13 protein-coding genes are annotated in these 18,264 nt (G+C 44.2%); 9 read left to right on the top strand and 4 right to left on the bottom strand.

What is annotated here, in order from left to right:
• The first annotated feature begins 191 nt into the window (after positions 1-191).
• The 3 genes from RHM67_RS17505 (at position 192) to RHM67_RS17515 (ending at position 2,808) form a co-directional block, all read left to right on the top strand.
• A complete protein-coding gene (locus RHM67_RS17505) occupies positions 192-683 on the top strand; it encodes a hypothetical protein (RefSeq protein ID WP_322228356.1) in 492 nt (163 codons plus the stop codon).
• A 497-nt stretch (positions 684-1,180) separates the two neighbouring features.
• Complete coding sequence (panB, locus tag RHM67_RS17510; protein WP_252756117.1) at positions 1,181-1,996, top strand: 3-methyl-2-oxobutanoate hydroxymethyltransferase; 816 nt, start codon at positions 1,181-1,183, stop codon at positions 1,994-1,996.
• 89 nt (positions 1,997-2,085) lie between these two features.
• Positions 2,086-2,808 (top strand): RluA family pseudouridine synthase, encoded by a 723-nt coding sequence (locus tag RHM67_RS17515; protein ID WP_322228358.1) that lies wholly within the window; start codon positions 2,086-2,088, stop codon positions 2,806-2,808.
• A gap of 327 nt (positions 2,809-3,135) precedes the next feature.
• Here the strand turns inward: RHM67_RS17515 and yiaK are convergent, their stop codons facing one another.
• Complete coding sequence (gene yiaK / locus RHM67_RS17520) at positions 3,136-4,116, bottom strand: 3-dehydro-L-gulonate 2-dehydrogenase (RefSeq protein ID WP_322228359.1); 981 nt, start codon at positions 4,114-4,116, stop codon at positions 3,136-3,138.
• Positions 4,117-4,238: 122 nt separating this feature from the next.
• Between yiaK and RHM67_RS17525 the strand changes: the two genes are divergently transcribed.
• Together RHM67_RS17525 and purN are read left to right on the top strand one after the other, a co-directional pair.
• Positions 4,239-4,739: a hypothetical protein gene (locus RHM67_RS17525; RefSeq protein ID WP_322228361.1), complete on the top strand. Its 501-nt coding sequence runs from the start codon at positions 4,239-4,241 to the stop codon at positions 4,737-4,739.
• 45 nt (positions 4,740-4,784) lie between these two features.
• Complete coding sequence (purN, locus tag RHM67_RS17530) at positions 4,785-5,363, top strand: phosphoribosylglycinamide formyltransferase (RefSeq protein WP_252756111.1); 579 nt, start codon at positions 4,785-4,787, stop codon at positions 5,361-5,363.
• 25 nt (positions 5,364-5,388) lie between these two features.
• Here the strand turns inward: purN and RHM67_RS17535 are convergent, their stop codons facing one another.
• Complete coding sequence (locus RHM67_RS17535) at positions 5,389-7,164, bottom strand: DUF885 domain-containing protein (RefSeq protein WP_322228363.1); 1,776 nt, start codon at positions 7,162-7,164, stop codon at positions 5,389-5,391.
• 95 nt (positions 7,165-7,259) lie between these two features.
• Here RHM67_RS17535 and RHM67_RS17540 point away from each other — a divergent pair, with 95 nt between their 5' ends.
• Complete coding sequence (locus tag RHM67_RS17540) at positions 7,260-7,739, top strand: DinB family protein (protein ID WP_322228364.1); 480 nt, start codon at positions 7,260-7,262, stop codon at positions 7,737-7,739.
• A 130-nt stretch (positions 7,740-7,869) separates the two neighbouring features.
• Here RHM67_RS17540 and RHM67_RS17545 read toward each other — a convergent pair whose 3' ends face one another.
• The gene (locus tag RHM67_RS17545; RefSeq protein ID WP_322228365.1) at positions 7,870-9,150 is read right to left on the bottom strand and encodes an alpha/beta fold hydrolase; all 1,281 of its coding nucleotides are present in this window, start codon (positions 9,148-9,150) and stop codon (positions 7,870-7,872) included.
• Positions 9,151-9,344: 194 nt separating this feature from the next.
• Between RHM67_RS17545 and RHM67_RS17550 the strand changes: the two genes are divergently transcribed.
• A complete protein-coding gene (locus RHM67_RS17550; RefSeq protein ID WP_322228367.1) occupies positions 9,345-11,777 on the top strand; it encodes an outer membrane beta-barrel protein in 2,433 nt (810 codons plus the stop codon).
• 195 nt (positions 11,778-11,972) lie between these two features.
• Here RHM67_RS17550 and RHM67_RS17555 read toward each other — a convergent pair whose 3' ends face one another.
• The gene (locus RHM67_RS17555) at positions 11,973-12,356 is read right to left on the bottom strand and encodes a DUF1634 domain-containing protein (protein ID WP_252756105.1); all 384 of its coding nucleotides are present in this window, start codon (positions 12,354-12,356) and stop codon (positions 11,973-11,975) included.
• Positions 12,357-12,591: 235 nt separating this feature from the next.
• Between RHM67_RS17555 and leuS the strand changes: the two genes are divergently transcribed.
• On the top strand, positions 12,592-15,393 hold the full coding sequence (gene leuS, locus RHM67_RS17560) for a leucine--tRNA ligase (RefSeq protein WP_322228371.1): 2,802 nt from the start codon (positions 12,592-12,594) through the stop codon (positions 15,391-15,393).
• Between the two features lie 185 nt (positions 15,394-15,578).
• Positions 15,579-18,143, top strand: coding sequence for a TonB-dependent receptor domain-containing protein (locus RHM67_RS17565; protein ID WP_322228373.1), 2,565 nt, complete (start codon positions 15,579-15,581; stop codon positions 18,141-18,143).
• Positions 18,144-18,264: the final 121 nt, after the last annotated feature.

Here is an 18,264-nt window from a genome sequence, read left to right on the forward strand (position 1 = left end):
ATGAACAAACTATATGCTTAATTATTACCCTTTTCATTGACAACGCAACCGCACAAGATAACCTAAGAACCGCCGAGGCACAAGATACAAAAAGGGATACAAAAATAGTTCATGTAGTATCAATTGACGACAAAGGAACCATAGTAAAGGTAATACCTGATTATGTTAATAGAGTGCTAAGAATGTCATGTTTGAAGGATACAATAAGTATTCCTGATTTTTGGGGCGTACCTCCTAAAATTGAACAGTTAAATAAGAAGTTTGTTAAGATAAGTTACGAAGTTAGAGGCGGTTCAAATTTGGGATTGGGAAATGTCCTAATTTTATGTGTTAAAGATAACAGGCTTTTTGAAGCGATGCATGTCCTGAGGTACACAAATTGGGACTCAGGCGATGAAAAAATGGGTTACTTTATAAAACTAAAGTTGACCGGGAATACCAAAAGTGATTACCATTTAACAGTTGGAGTAAAAGACTATGTTTACTCTAAAAGAAATCCTGAAACAAATTATACTTATTACAATAATACCATTTTGAGTTTCGACCAAACCAACAATGTTTTTTACAGCATCAAAGAGGGTGTCTATAACCAAGTTGCTGCGACAAAAGAAGCAAAGTCGGCAAAGCAAAAAGTTAACGGTAACTTCCCTGTGATTATTCTGGGAAAGGAAACCTATTATTAATGTAATAATAGATGGTATCAAGCAGGAACGAATAATGAAATGAATGAAATTTAATTCGAAGGTTCCAAACTCTCACACTTTTAGGGTATAGCTTTTTTTGTGACCGGGGATTTTGTGATAAAGTAAAAATAAATTTGGTTTTACGATATTGGCAATAGATTGCCTACTTATCGAAACACTACAATCCTTTTACGAGGGTATAACTGTTTTAATATTGGTATGGCCTAACATTTTAGAAACGCTTTCGATGGTATACCATTAGACAGCGTTACAGTAGTGGCGAATATGTGCCGGGCAATAAGAAAGGTGAAAAGGGATTCGAACCCCGGCCCTGACAGTCTCCAGATTCGTAGTCAGGGACAATTGAACACCCTTCTACATCGGATAATTCATAAACTTATATTCTCCGATGGGGTAACCAAATATATGTATTTTAATGATTGTTAGTAATCCCAAAAGTAGTTTCTACATTTGCTTTTCAAAACTAAAGAAACACCATGTCGGTAAATAAGGAAGTTAAACGCATTACCACGCATATTTTGCAGGAAATGAAGAACCGTGGCGAGAAGATTGCCATGCTTACAGCCTACGATTTTTCGATGGCGGCCATTGTAGATAATGCCGGTATGGATATTATCCTGGTGGGCGATTCGGCCAGTAACGTAATGGCCGGGCACGAAACCACGCTGCCCATCACGCTCGATCAGATGATCTATCACGCCTCGTCGGTAGTCCGCGCGGCTAAGCGTGCGCTGGTGGTTGTCGATCTGCCTTTTGGTTCGTACCAGGGTAACTCTAAAGAAGCTTTGGCATCCGCCATCCGCATCATGAAAGAAGCCGGTGCACACGCGGTGAAACTGGAAGGTGGTGTAGAGATCGCGGAATCGATAACCAGGATCTTAACCGCGGGTATCCCCGTAATGGGCCACCTGGGTTTAACCCCACAATCCATCTATAAATTTGGCACGTACACGGTTCGTGCAAAAGAAGAAGCAGAAGCGCAAAAGCTAAAGGAAGATGCCCTGAAACTACAGGAACTGGGCTGTTTTGGTATTGTGTTAGAAAAGATCCCGGCAAAACTTGCTAAAGAAGTAAGTGAAAGCCTCACCATACCAACCATAGGCATTGGCGCAGGCCAGCATTGCGACGGGCAGGTATTAGTGATCCACGATATGCTGGGCATAAACAAAGGTTTTAAACCCCGCTTTTTACGCCAGTACGCCAGCCTGTTTGATGTAATGAACGATGCCATTAGCCACTATGTTGGCGATGTAAAAGCAAAAAGTTTCCCTAACGAGAAGGAAGAGTATTAGCAGCCTTTCCCCGTCCCTCTCCTTCGGAGAGGGAGATATAAAAATAAACACTTTCGGACTTCCGGACTAAGGACTTCTGACTTAAAAATATGGCCCGACCGGAATTCAACTATATAAGTAAAGACATTACCGACGCTGATATACTGTATGAGGATAACCACCTTATTGCGGTGAACAAACGCGCAGGCGATATTGTGCAGGTGGATGATACCGGCGATGAATCGCTGGATGAAAAAGTGAAGCGGTATATCGCCCAAAAATATAACAAGCCTAATGGCGCTTTCTTAGGTGTTGTACACAGGTTGGACAGGCCAGTGAGCGGTGTGATCTTGTTTGCTAAAACCAGCAAGGCCTTAGAGCGTATCAACAAAATGTTTAAGGGCCGCGAAATGCATAAAACGTACTATGCCATCGTGCGCAAACGCCCGCAGCCCGAGGCTGGTAACCTGGTGCATTACCTCATCAAAAACCCGCAGAAAAACGTTACCAAAGCCCACGATAAAGAAGTGGCCGGCAGCCAGCGCAGCGAATTGAACTATAAACTGGTTGGCGAACTGGACGGCTACTATGTAATAGAAGTAGACCCCATAACCGGCCGGCCGCACCAGATACGGGTGCAGCTATCAACCCTGGGTTGCCCTATAGTTGGCGACAATAAATATGGTTACCCCCGCGGCAGCCTGCGCAAAAGTATTTGCCTGCATGCCCGCCGCCTGCAATTCATCCACCCCGTAAAAAACGAACCGATATTAATTGTAGCCCCCCTGCCAAAAGATGGTTTCTGGGAGAAGTTTGAGGGGTTGATAAGGTAGGGTTAGAATGATTTGTAATAAATGCGGTAACGATAATTAGAGTACCTGGACATCTTCGTCTTCATTTAAAGTCTATAAATATTGGAATGTCGGTTTAGCTTTCGAACTCCGCGGATGCGGGGAGAAAGCATTAAGAACCGGCAGGGAGCGGGGGAAGCTTCGCTCTGACTTGGCCTTTTCTTTTGGTTCGTTTTATTTGCGGCTAAGGCAAAGAAAATGAACTTCCACAGGCTTGGCGACAACTTACTGCCGAACCTAACGAAGCACCAATCGACGACTTGTCCTAAAGAGAATGCTTAGCTCCTTACAGCAATGACGCGCGGGGTACTACAACCCCTTCACTTTCGCCCATGCTTGCTCATCAACCCAAACGCCTTCTTTTAAGCTTTGTTCCCTTGTGCGCAGCATGTTTTCGCCGGGGAAAAGGATCTCGGTATCGCTCTCGCTGCTTTTGGTGTAATCAATGATCTGTTCTATCAATGATGCATTCCTTTCGTTATCAGTTTTAATGGCGATGAACACTTGTGATACCCCGGTTTCTTTACGCCCCGATTGGGTAATAACCGCGGTAGAATCGCCCCCGCTTAGTATGGTAGCCAACAGATCGAGCACCAATGACAACCCCGAACCCTTCCAGAAACCGATGGGCAGGGCACGTTTGCTCTCCACTATCGCGGCGGCATCGGTAGTTAAATTGCCTTCGGTATCGTAACCGCCGGGAACGGGTAACGGTTTGTTTTGCGCCTCGTACTGCCATAGTTTGCCAAATGCATATTGCGAGACAGCCATATCCAGCACCACATTCCCACCCTCGCGGGGTATAGCAATAATGAGCGGGTTGTTGCCCAGTCGCGGCTCGGTGCCCCCCCAGGGCGGCAGGTTGGCTATGGTATTGGTAAAGCAAAGGCCAATGTAACCGGCATCTGCAGCTTGCTGGCCGTAGGTACCGCCGCGCATCCAGTGGTTGGTGTTTTTAATGGCTACACAACCAATGCCGTTATCGTTCGCAAGGCTGATGGCCCTGTCCATACAAAACCGCGCGTTCAACATGCCGGGGGCGAGGTTACCGTCCCACTGTTCTATCGCCCCAAAAGCATTTACTTTGGTTGGTACAGCATCAGGGAATACCAAACCTTCTTTTATATATTCGATAAAAGTAGGGAAACGGTTAAGGCCGTGGCTATGTACGCCGTCGCGGCTGTTATCGGCAAATACGGTGGCTATAGCACCGGCAATGGTGTTGTTAATATTTAGGCCGGTAAGCACGCGTTCAAATTCGGCTTTAAGCTGTTGGTAGGGTATGCGCATAAAGCAAATATAGCAGGCTTGGGCACGCTGTATAATTATATCCGCCCGAAATATTTTTATAGATAATGAGTTATAATAAAGCGGCTTTTGAAATCGCTTAAAAAACTATCTTTGTAGCTTAAATGAAAAATAAAAATTTATACTTTTTACTGGCCGGATTAATGGTTTTAAGCTTTACGTTTAACTCCTGCAAAAAGGATAAAACCGACAGCATACAAAGCTTATTCACCAATGGTAAATGGGAGTTAGGTTCAGTTATAGAGTATAAATATTTAGGCGGACAGGAAACCAATAAAGATACCCTGAAATGCGACCATTCCCAGATCTTCAAATTTAACGACGACATGACCTGCAGCTACAGTAACCTTGATTGTAAATTATCCACGGTAAGTGGCAAGTGGTCCCTGTCTGACACGAGGTTGTTTTTATTTGCCGATATCACCTACCCTACGGTAACAACAGCAGGCACCAAACAGCCCTTTATAAACTCGCGCATCAGCAACCTTGGCGAGTTTTCGATGGTGCTGGAAACCGGCGATCTGCAAACTTATTATACCGCAACCGACTGGCGGACCATACGGCGTTGGGGTTTTATCAGGATAAAGCCCAATGTTACCCAATAATTTGAATTAATTTTATATTTTGCGTAACAAAAGCTACCATTTATTTTGAAAAAGAGAATTGCCATTTTTGCCTCAGGGTCGGGATCTAACGCCCAAAAGATAATGGAGCATTTTAAGCGTAATGCTGATGCCGAAGTTGTACTGATATTAACCAACAACCCACAGGCCTACGTTTTGCAACGTGCCGATAACTTCGAGATCCCATCGCACATTTTTACCCGCCAGGAGTTTTACGATACCGACGATGTGATAAGCCTGCTTAAAAACCTGCAGGTAGATATTATTGTGCTGGCAGGCTTTTTATGGCTGGTACCACCAAGCCTGCTAAACGCGTTCCCTAATAAAATCATTAACCTGCACCCTGCCCTGTTACCAAAATTTGGTGGCAAAGGCATGTATGGCGATAACGTACACAAAGCCGTGCTGGAAGCCGGCGAAGAAGAATCTGGCATTACCATCCACTTTGTGAACACCCAGTTTGATGAGGGCGAGGTGATTCACCAGTCGCGCTTTAAGATAGAGCCCGGCGATAACCTGGAGATGGTGAAATTTAAAGGCCAGCAGTTAGAGCACCAGCACTTCCCAAAGGTTATTGAAAACCTTTTGAAGAAGATGCGGAGCTAATGATAGTTTAAATTTGAATTCCTAATTAATGGTTCTTCGGATCTATCTTAGGTATCGCGAACATCGCCTCTTTAATATACTTCACCGGGGCGCTGCCATAGCTAAGGAATTTCTCGTTAAACTCTTTAAGCTTATACTTATCCGCTTTCTTTTTTTTCCATTCTTCGTGCAGGGCGTTAATTTCTTTGTAACCCGTATAATAACTGGTCAACTGTATACTGCTTACACTAACACGCTTCCATTTGCCCTCGGCTTCGGCCTGTTGTTGAAAAGCCTCTTTGGTTAGCATTTTAATAGCGTCCTCTTTGGCCATGTTGGAACTATGCACGCTGTAATCCAATATCGTATTACATACCGAACGCAGGTGCCACTTGTACCACATCAGGCGCATTTCGGGGGCGCTATCGCCAAAGCCGGCATCTATCATTTCCTGCTCGCTAAAAACCGCCCACCCTTCTACCATCGCACCATTACCAAAAATAGATTTGATCATACTTGGCGCTTTGTTGGCATACACCAATTGTGTATAATGGCCGGGGATAGCCTCGTGGATGCAAAGGATCTGCAGGATATAGTCGTTATACTCGCGCAGGTAACTCTCCGACTTCTCTTTTGACCAGCCCGCAAGGCTGCCCACGTTATAATAGGTATTACCATTTTTATCATACGGGCCGGGCGCACTGATAGACGCGCCTGCAACACCGGCCATATAAGCGGGTTCTTTACGCACCACCAATGGTTTTGTTGGATCGAGCGTTACAATGTCTTTACTCCTGATGAACGCGGTAAGCTTAGGGATCTCCTTTTCAATTGCCAACTGGAAATCGCCGGGGGCAACATGTTTGGCCGAAAGTGTATCTATCACCTTAGCAATAAACTCCAATGAATCTTTCGGGATAGGCTGTGTACCAAAATATTTTGGCCAAAGCGTGCGGCTTAATTTAGCCATCTCTTTATGCAAAAACTTTTTACGCTCTACTGCCGAGTTATAGGTTTGCTGGGCTGTGCCCTCTGCCTGGATCTCGTATTTAAACTTGGTTTCGTAAAACTGTTTGCCCAGCCTAAAGCTGCGTGGCTTATCATTCTTTAATGCTTTTAACCATGCAGCATATTCTTTTATGGCAGCGGCAGCTGTTTTAGCCCTGTTAAGCATCAATGTTTGCTCGGCAGCAGGGATATTTGTTTTTTTAAGGGAATCGGCAAAGTCATTTTCTATAACGCCAACGCCGCCCAGGTGCTGGTCTATAGCCAGTGAGGTAAGTTCCACAACCGGGTTTTTAATTTGCTTTTCGGCCTCTTTGTAATACGCCGGGATGTTCTCCATTTTTTGATGAAAACTGCGCAGGCGTTTAGTTAGCGGCGCGTAGTTTTCATTTAATATGGTAGCGAAAGAACCAATAACATTATATGATGTAGGGTCCCACTCGTATGCTTTTAACTGATTGTTGTAGAATTGAATCTTTTCCAGCTCGTTCTGCATCATGCGGCTGTCCATCTTGTTCAGGTCGCTCAGCGTATTAGGCTGGTAGCGGCTTAACGAATCTATCTGCACTTTGGCAAACTTAACAGCCAGGTCGCGGGTTTTAGCGCTGGGTATCAACAAAAGGCTGTCGTATTTATGGTAGCCTACACTGGTAGCCCAGTCGGGGTTGTTTTTCCATAGCTCTTCTAAAAAGTGGTCTTCATATCTTAAAAAAGCGGCATCATCTTTTAAAGACAAGTCCTGCATCATTTCGCCGTCCTTTTTACAACCGGTAAAAGCAGCCACATAAAGGGCCATTAATAGTAGTTTTTTAATCACTATGGTACAATTTAACTTTGGTGCATAAACTTAAAACTTTTGCACCATATAAATCAAACCTGTATCTAATTTGTTAAACAACAAACACATTTATTATGGACCATCAGCACGAAATACTCATAAACGAATTAATAAAACTGATCGAAGGCGGCGGCGCGCATGCTACTTTAAAAGATGCCCTGGCAGATCTGCCTAAGGAACTGCGCGGTGTAAAGCCGCATAACCTGCCTTACAGCATTTGGCAACTGGCCGAGCATATCCGCATTGCACAGCGGGATATGCTGGAATTTAGTAAAGACGGCAGCCATCAATCGCCAAAATGGCCCGATGATTACTGGCCTAAAGAAGCCGAACCAAAACATGATGCCGCATGGGATAAAACCATCGAACAAATTAATACCGACAGGGCCGAATTTATAGTCTTACTAAAAAGCGCGGACATTTACGAGAGGATCCCTCATGGTGACGGACAAAGCATACTGCGAGAAGCCTTGCAGGCAGCCGACCATACATCGTACCACACCTCAGAGATCATATTATTGAGGCGATTGCTGGGGGCTTGGAAAAGCAAGTAACAGATGTGCGGAGTCTCTCCGCGCGTTATTGCGAGCGATAGCGTGGCAATCCCCGACTTACAGAGCCGCAGACGAGTCTATCGAAGATTGCCACGTCGCTACGGTTCCTCGCAGCAATGACGCGTGAGAACTATTTCAACCCCTTTATAAAATTCACTATGCCGGTTACCAACTCCGGTTTTAGGGGGAGGTCGGGTTTGCTATAGGTGGCGGTGTTTTGCTCTTTATCTGCCGGGGCTTCCTTTAAAATGTGGTTCATGTTAGGGATCAGCAACAGCACCGCGTCAGATTTTGCTTTCTTCAGCAGGTCGGCATCAGTAACAGGCACTTGCAGATCTGTAGTGCCCTGCACGATCAGTACAGGTATTTTAGCTTTTTTTATCTCGCGCGCTGGCGAATACCTGAACCACGATAACAGGTACGGCTGTATATCCGGCCTGGCAATGGGGTAAAGTTTGGGGTCGATATTATCGGTAAACTTGCCTCTTTTCAAGCTATCCAGCATCCTTTTAAAATTATCCTGGATAAATTTTGGGTAGGCTTTCATTTGTTCAGTTACCACAATATCTGCCGAACGGCCCGCGCCCGCAACAGATATATACGCCTTAACCGGTTGGTCGCGAATGGCCAGCATCCCCACCAGCGAACCCTCGCTGTGCCCTAAAACAATTACTTTAGAGAAGCGCTGATCATCGCTTAGCAAATTCACCAACCCTACGGCATCGTCAACATAATCTTCAAACTTCAGTTCTTTTTCTTTGGTGGTGGTTATGCTTTGGCCTATCAGCCGTTTATCATAACGCAGGCTGGCTATGCCATTTTTGCCAAGTTCATTCGCCAGCATTTTATAGGTATTGCCGTTAAGGCCAAGTTTGGGGCTGTTGCCATCACGGTCAGTCGGGCCAGATCCTGGTATAATAAGCACTACCGGTATTTTGCCTGATGCATTAGCGGGTGTTGTTAACGTTCCAGATATAGACCCCGAAAAGGTTTTAAGCAATATTGGTGCTTCTTTTAATGATGGGTCCATCGCCATGGCTTTAGTTCCCTCCACATATGGGGCAAGAAACAACCCTATTATTTTGCTCTGGCTGTTAAGCGACAGGTTAAGCTGAAAAACCGCGTTAGTAAACGTGCCCTTGTAAATTGCCAGCGGCGAACTAAATTTTAAGAAATCGATTTGTTTAAGGCTTCCCAATTGTGATTTTAGCTGCACTGTGGTAGGCTTAAACTTATCTAAAGGTAAGCTTGCCTTCATTTCGGGGCTAAACATAGCAAAGATGCTATCGGGCTGGTTGGCGTTATAAAACTGCTTAAATTTATTGGCGACAGCCGCGTAATTGGCAGGCTCCTGCGCCTTAAGCTGTGCGGCAAATAATAAAACAAAAGCTATCAGGTATATTTTCTTCATGTAATATTCTAATTGTCTGTTGGCGAAATTAATAAATAGAAGGGATTTACTTTTATACTAATAACTTAAAGCAACATTTAATAGTATAAAGCCGTAAAAAACAACAACACATTCCTATCCAATTTAAAATTGTTCTTATATTTAAGGCTTTAAAATGTGGACACTATAAGAAAAATTTCTACGAGGTAATATTAATGAGGGTTAAAATCGGGTGCTTATTTATAGCTATCCTGTCAAGTCTATTTAGTTTTTGCTACGCCCAAACGGGTACGTCAACTATAAGCGGCACTGTTTTAATACAAAATAACCAACCGGCCCAGGCGGCCACGGTTATTCTGTTAAACCTGCCAGACTCGTCTGTGGCTATGTCTGCCCTGGTTGGTAATACCGGAACCTTCCGTTTTAATTTTGTTAACCCCGGCAAGTATATTATACTTGCCACAAGGCTTGGGTTTAAAAAAGCTTACTCCACAAATATTTCTGTTACAGCCGGGCTTGATATCACCACCGCCCATATCACACTATCATCCCTTAATAAAGAATTGAAGGAAGTTTCGATAGTTGCCAAAAAGCCTTATATCGAAGTAAAGCCGGGTAAAATGATCATCAACCCATCGGCCAGTATCGTTGCCGACGGCCAATCGGTATTAGAAATTCTGAGGCAATCGCCGGGGGTGCGTGTAGACAATAACGACAACGTGAGTATTAATGGCCGCCAGGATGCTTTGGTGATGATTGATGGTAAAGCCACCAACCTAACCGGCGCCGACCTTGCCGCACTACTAAAAAGCACCCAGGGCAACAATATCGACCGCATGGAGGTAATAAAAGGAGGTTCGGCCAAGTATGATGCTGCCGGCGGCGGTATCATCAACATTATTTATAAAAAAGGCACTAACATAGGCACTAACGGTACCTTTAATGCATCGGCAGGTTACGGCAAATATTATAAGGGAAGCACGGGCATAAGCTTAAACCATCGCACAAAAACATATAATATTTTTGGTAGTTATAGTGTTGTAGCCAATAAGCAATGGAAAGATGTATATACCGACCGCGCCATTAATTATGCCGGGGTAAAAAGTGATTACAACACTACTTACAAAAGTATCATCGAGTCGCTTAATCATAATTTTAGGTTAGGTGCCGATCTCTCCTTGTCGCCAAGCCAAAGTATTGGTTTTTTGGTATCGGGCTTTGTAAACAACAACAACATTGATAAAGATAACACGCTTAAAATTTACAATAATGGCGTGTTTGATTCTACCATTGTTGCCCGTTCCAATATCGACAGGGACATCAGCAACATCAATTACAACCTTAACTACACCGCCAAACTGGATAAGGTGGGCAGGAGCATTACAGCCAACGCAACTTATAGCAATTCTAACCGCCACTCGGACGAATATATTACAAACACGTTTGCAGATGACCGGGGTTTTGCTTACCGCGACCCGTTATTGCTGGAAAATTTATCGCCCACAAAAATAAAAAACTGGAGTGGCTTGCTTGCGTATACCAACCCTTTGCCAAAGGGCAAAATTGATGCGGGTTTAAAATACAGCTATACCACAACAGATAATAACCTGGTGTTTGGCCCCCAGGTAAATGGCGTATACACGGTTAACACTACTTACAGCAATCATTTTTTGTTTAACGAGAAAATTGGGGCCGCCTATATTAACTACACTACCAAATTTGGCAAGTTTGATTTTGACGGTGGCTTACGTGGCGAGTATACCAACAACGAGGGCAACTCATTAACCACTAATGAAGTAACGCCGCGTAAGTATTTTAACCTTTTCCCTACGGCGATATTAAATTACAGGCATAACGATAAAAACGAGTTTGCCGTAAATTTAACAAGGGGCATTACCAGACCGGGGTATGATAAACTTAACCCGTTCCTGTACTTTGTTGACCTTTACACCTACCAGGCAGGTAACCCATATTTAAAGCCCGAATACCATAACACCATCATACTAAGCCACACGTATAATAGCCAAACGGTTACATCCATCCGTGCCGATTTGGCAACAGGCGCCACATTCCCGTTTTACGAGCAGGACGATGCCAGTAAATTAAGCCTGAGTGCCGATGTTAACCTGGGCAGGGTTTATACTTATGGCATTAACATTAATACGCCTGTAAAATTCACCAGCTGGTGGGCCAGTAATTATGATGTAGATGCATCGTACCAACGCTATGTAGCCTACGCGGAATATGGCAACCTTAATAAAGGCACCGCCGATGTAATAGTTACCTCTACCCAAACCTTTACTTTGCCGGGTGGCTTTGCGGCGCAGCTATCGGGCAAGTTTGAAACTGCTACTTTTTATGGCATTAAACAATTTAGGCCGGCCGGTTTTATGGACGCGGGCATCAGCAAGCAGATCCTTAACAAAATGGGCCGTATTAGTTTGGTTGGGAACGACGTTTTTAAGCTGAACCGCGACAAAATCTCTATCAATTACCAAAATCTTAATATTAACCTGTTAGACAGGCGCGAATACCGCAAAGTTTACCTAAACTTTAGCTATCGTTTTGGTAAAAAAACTGTTAAAAACGCTGCACGGCACGTAACCGGTAACGAGGATGAGCAAAATCGTATGAAACCGCCTCAATAAGACTACACTTTTCATTCAGGATTTAACACCAAAAAATATGTTTGATGTTAACAAGGTTGCCCACATAAGCGGACAACCAAACAAAACTATTTAATTAATATTAGGCGTTACATATGAATTCATCCATACATCTTGGCTTAAAATTTTGTTTTTAATTATTTAAAAGCAGGGCAACGCAAAAATGGTTTTAGAAAATCACCCCGCATGGCCGCTAAAGGCGCTAATAATGATAATAAGCAGTACGATGAAGGTGATGGCTGTATACAGATGGTCTTTTTCGAGAATGAAACCAACGGCGCTGAATAGCACCCTTACCACGGGCGTTGCAATAAGCAGCACAATACCTGCCTGGATAATAGCCCGCCCCCTTAAATTGATGATGCCGTTAATAATACCACGGGGACTCTGGATAAAATCGGGCACGCCTACAAACTTGTGATAGTTGGCTATACTTTGGCCATGGCGTGTCAAATAAATAACACCGCCGATAAAAACTACAGCCATAGAAATAAAAACGCCGGCACGCAGTACCCACCCTATTACCACCTGCATGTCTTTATCTTTAAACCGCTGTATCATTAAGTGTCGAAAATAACGCTTAAAAAATGGCTTGCCAACTTTAATGTTAACCTATATAATATATAGACTTTATTGAAACTTTGGCCTCTCCCCAGCCCTATCCGAGGAAGAGGGAGCTGAAATCTCTTCCTGTTGATCAGTGAAGTATCCCCTACCGGGGGAGATTTAGAAGGGGTTTAGCTGATTTTAAAGCAGTTTTTACTATTTTCGCAACCTCAATACGGTAAATAAACAAATGGATTATCAATTTAAAGATATAGAGCAAAAGTGGCAGCAGTTTTGGGCCGAGCATAAAACCTTTAAGGCCGAAAACACAAGCAACAAACCCAAGTATTATGTGCTGGATATGTTCCCCTACCCATCTGGCGCGGGGCTGCATGTTGGCCACCCACTGGGTTATATTGCCTCTGATATTTTTGCACGTTATAAGCGTTTAAAAGGCTTTAACGTATTGCACCCAATGGGTTACGATAGCTTTGGCTTGCCGGCCGAGCAGTACGCCATACAAACCGGGCAGCACCCTTCAGTTACTACCGAGGCTAACATTGCCACCTACCGCCGCCAGCTGGACCAGATAGGTTTCTCGTTTGATTGGGACAGGGAAGTGCGCACCAGTTCGCCAGATTATTATAAATGGACACAATGGATCTTTATCCAGTTATTCAATAGCTACTATGATAAGGGTGCGGATAAAGCGCAAAGCATTGCCAACCTGGTTGAGCATTTTGAAAGCAAAGGCTCGGTAGGGATCAACGCTGTTTGCGATGAAGAAATACAAAGCTTTACCGCCACTGAGTGGAAAGCCTTTAACGAGCAACAACAACAAGCCGAACTGTTAAAATACCGCTTAACCTACCTGCGCGAAAGCACCGTTAACTGGTGCCCTGCACTGGGTACCGTATTAGCTAACGACGAGGTAAAAGATGGCTTTAGCGAGCGCGGGGGCTACCCTGTAGAGCAAAAGAAAATGATGCAGTGGAGCATGCGCATCACCGCCTACGCCCAGCGTTTATTAGAAGGTTTAAACCATATTGATTGGCCAGAGCCTTTGAAAGAAATGCAGCGCAACTGGATAGGTAAAAGCGTTGGCGCAAGTGTGAGGTTCCCGTTAGATAAAACCACTCACCTTTCACAACTCACTACAAACTACATCGAGGTTTTCACCACCCGTGTTGATACCGTTTTCGGTGTAAGCTTTTTGGTAATAGCGCCCGAGCATGAGTTGGTTGCCGAACTAACCACGTTGGAGCAAAAGGCCGATATTGATGCTTATATTACCCAAACTAAAAAGAAAAGCGAATTGGACCGTATGGCCGATACAAAAACCGTATCGGGCGCATTTACGGGCAGCTATGTAACCAACCCGCTTAACGGCACCCAGATCCCGGTTTGGATAGCTGATTATGTTTTGGCAGGTTACGGTACAGGCGCGGTTATGGCCGTACCATCGGGAGATCAGCGCGACTTTGTGTTTGCGAAGCATTTTAACTTGCCGATAATCCAGATCATCGATATCCAAAATATTGAGGTAGAAGCCGACCCAACCAAAGAAGGTAAATACATCAACAGCGATTTTATAAACGGCTTGGGTTACAAAGAAGCATCCGCAGCTGTAGTTGCTAAACTGGATGAACTGGGCTTGGGTAAAGCAAAAGTGAACTTCCGGATGCGCGATGCCATTTTTGGCCGCCAGCGTTACTGGGGAGAACCCGTACCGGTTTACTTTAAAGGTGGCCTTCCTTACCTTATCGACGAGCAACACCTGCCATTATTATTACCCGAGATAGATAAATACTTACCAACCGAAAGCGGCGAACCGCCATTAGGCCGCGCGACCGATTGGAAACACCCGGAGGGTGAATACGAATTAAGCACCATGCCGGGTTGGGCAGGCAGCAGCTGGTATTGGTACCGCTATATGGATGCCCATAACGATCAGGAGTTTGCATCGCGCGAAGCGATCGAATACTGGAAGGACGTAGATTTATACATTGGCGGCAGCGAGCATGCTACAGGTCACTTGCTCTACAGCCGTTTCTGGAACAAGTTTTTGAAGGATATAGGCAAAGTGGTTGAGGAAGAACCATTCAAAAAGCTGATCAACCAGGGGATGATACAGGGACGGAGTAATTTTGTATATCGTTTAATTGATGACGAAGGCAAAGGAACCAACACTTTTGTATCGCATGGTTTGATCAAAGAATACAAAACCTCTCCGCTACATGTTGATGTAAACATAGTAGAGAACGAAGTTTTGAACCTAAACAAGTTTAAAACCTGGAGAGAAGATTTTGCTGACGCGGAATTTATCCTGGAAAACGGAAAATACATTTGCGGCGTGGAAGTGGAGAAAATGTCCAAGTCCAAATTCAATGTGGTTAACCCGGATGATCTGATAGCCCGTTACGGTGCGGATACTTTGCGTATGTACGAAATGTTCCTTGGTCCGCTGGAGCAAAGCAAACCTTGGAATACCAATGGTATCGAGGGGGTGTTCAAGTTCCTGCGTAAATTCTGGAGGTTATTCCATGATGCGGACTGGAACTTTAACGTAAGCAACGAGGCACCGACTAAAGCCGAGCTAAAATCACTTCACAAGATCATCCAGAAGGTGGAGCAGGATATTGAACGTTTCTCGTTCAATACATCCGTATCCAGCTTTATGATAGCCGTTAACGAACTTACCGACCTGAAGTGCAACAAACGCGCTATCCTACAGGAACTGGTTATTACCCTTGCCCCCTATGCCCCGCATATTTGCGAGGAACTTTGGGTATTGCTGGGTAACCCGGCGGGCAGTATCTCTACCGCGACATACCCTAAATTTAACCCGGCCTACCTGGTTGAGGAGGAATTTAGCTACCCGGTATCTTTTAATGGAAAAATGAAAACTAATGTTAGCCTTTCGTTGTCTATGGAGGTAGCTGATATTGAAGCTGCAATTTTAGCCAATGCCGATGTGCAAAAATACCTTGATGGCAAAACCCCTAAAAAGGTAATTGTTGTTAAAGGCCGTATTGTAAACATCGTTATCTAACAATAAAATAATTCAGCCCCTGTGCCTGAGCGCTTTAATAAGCAGCAGGCGCAGGGGCTTTTTGCTGCCCCTTAGTGTAACATGTACATTACATTAACACATAATTTACACAAAAGCGATAACTGCCTGTAACATTTTTGGCATTTTCGCCTCCAATTACTAAAAACGCTCTAAATAGTTCTTATATGAAACGAATACTTTTACTTTTATTAGTTATATGTGCCTCAATATCAGCCAAAGCCCAGTTTGGGGTTGGCGGTGGTGGCGGCTCAAATATCATCGGCAAAATCTCTGGCACGGTGATAGATTCACTTACCAAAAAACCGGTTGATTATGCTACCATCAGCATCTTTAAAAGCGGTGCAAAAACGCCTATAAACGGTGTGTTAACAGATGCGAAAGGAAACTTTAAGCTGGATAACATCCGTGCAGGTAAATACAAAATCACCGTATCATTCATCGGTTACCCTACCAAAACTTTCGACCCTGTTGAAACCACGGCTTCAAAACCGGATAACAACATGGGCCAGTTAGTTATTGCCCCAAGCGCAAAAACCTTAAAAGAGGTGCAGGTTGTTGGCCAGCAGGCGCTTATCGAAAACAAAATTGATAAGATAGTTTACAATGCCGAAAAAGACCTTACCGCAGCAGGCGGTAACGCTACAGACGTTTTGCAGAAAGTGCCATTGGTATCTGTTGATATGAACGGTAACGTAGCCATCCGCGGCGATCAGAATGTTCGTGTGTTGATCAACGGCAAACCATCGGGTGCAACATCAGCAAGCCTTAGCGACGTATTAAAAACCATCCCTGCCGATCAGATCAAAAGCATAGAGGTGTTAACCTCGCCATCTGCTAAATACGATGCAGAGGGTTCTGGTGGTATCATCAACATCATTACTAAAACCAAAAATGCATCGGGCATCAGCGGTGGTGTTAGCGGTGGTGTAGGTACACGCCAAAACAACGGTAACATCAACTTCAATTACAACAAAAACCGTTTTAACTTTTCGGCCAACCTTGGTGGTAACCTTACCTGGCCGCAAAGGTCATTTTCAGACTTCAGGCAAGAATTAAAAGTTGGTGCTGCTACAGAGAAAAACTCAAGCAAAACCAGTAACGAAATTAAACGCCATGGTGCGAGGGGTTCGCTTAGTGCAGGCTACGAGTTTAACGGCTTTAACAGCATTAACAGTACGCTTACCTTAAACGATGGTGGTTTTAACGCCAACGGTGGTGGTGATTACCACTTTGAAGATGCCGCTAATTCTATCGTGAAAGACTACATAGGCCGCTCAATATCACACAATAAATTTAGTGGATTTGACTGGAATGTTGACTACACGCACAAATTTAAAAAAGAAGGTCACGAGATAGTAGTATCCGGTCAGTGGAGCCACAGCATTGTTAAATCGGATTACCTGAATGAGTTCAGCGACCGCTATGCAAGTCAAAAAGGTAACAACAACGGCAAAAACAACGAGTACACCGCCCAGGCAGATTATACCAACCCTATCAGCAAAACATTAAAATTGGAGGCTGGTGGTAAAACCATCCAAAGGCGCATTAACAGTGTGTACGATATATTCACCGTTACGCCGGGCGATATCAACGACCCTAACCCGGTTGGTATAAATCCTATTAGGGATAACCTAAACTCTAACCTGTACAATTACAATCAAAACGTATATGCCGGTTACAGTGTGGTCACCTTTAATTTGCCTAAGAACTATGCGATTTTAGCCGGTTTCCGTTACGAAAACACGCAGATCACAGGTGACCCGCAAACACCTTACGCAACGCCGGGCAGCAACTCGCAGGAGTTAAAACCATTTAGCGCGAGCTATAATACTTATGTACCAAGCTTAACGTTGCAAAAAACTTTGGGCTCCAATACGTTTAAATTATCGTACAGCAAACGTATACAGCGCCCAAGTTTACAGGTGTTAAACCCGTTCATTAACCGTGCACAGCAGCAAAGCCAAAGTGTAGGTAACCCTAACCTTGCACCGGAAGTATCGCAAACGGTTGAGTTAAACTATAACACGTTTGTTAAATCATCGGTATTAAACTTCTCGGTTTACTACAAAAACACCCGCGACCTTATTGAAGGTATTGCTACACCAATAACTGATAATGGTGTTGTGGTTAACCGTACTATCCAAAATAACGTTGCCGCAAATAACTCTGTAGGTGCAAGTTTCTTTGGTTCCATAAACCCTATCAAAGCTTTAACCATTCGTGGTAGCATCAACGTGTTTACCTATAATCCAAGTGTGTATGATGCTTACGCAGGCTTTGTTAACCAGGACGCGTTAAAAACCCGCTTAGTGTCTACCCTATTTGGTAGCGCGCAGCTTAATTTGCCTAAGAACTTTATTGTAGAGGCATTTGGGTTCACCAACTCGGCCCGCCGGACCATCCAGGGTGCAAGCCCTGCTTTCGGGATCTACGCGTTCGGGATCAAAAAACAGTTCCTGGATAAAAAGGCGTCTATCGGTTTCAACACAGTGCAGCCTTTTGCAGTTAACAAATCGTTCGATCAGAATATCTCAAGCCCTACATTCACACAAACATCACACACCCAGTTCCCTTTCCAATCATTTGGTATAACATTTAGCTACAGCTTTGGTAAAATAAGCTTTAAAGCACCAAACCCTACCCAGAAAAAGAAAGGCGTTAATAACGACGACCAGATACAAGGTGGCGACCAAAACGGTGGTGGCGCAGCACCCGCAGGCGGCAGATAATAATAGCCCAAAACAACAATTACATATAAGCAAAACGCCCCTTCAAATTGAAGGGGCGTTTTTTTGTATCTCCCCACCCATATCATCCTGAACTTGTTTCAGGATCTCTCAGGGCAAGTAA

It is taken from the genome of Mucilaginibacter sp. 5C4, from assembly GCF_034345625.1.
In the GTDB taxonomy this organism is placed as follows: Bacteria; Bacteroidota; Bacteroidia; order Sphingobacteriales; family Sphingobacteriaceae; genus Mucilaginibacter; species Mucilaginibacter aurantiaciroseus.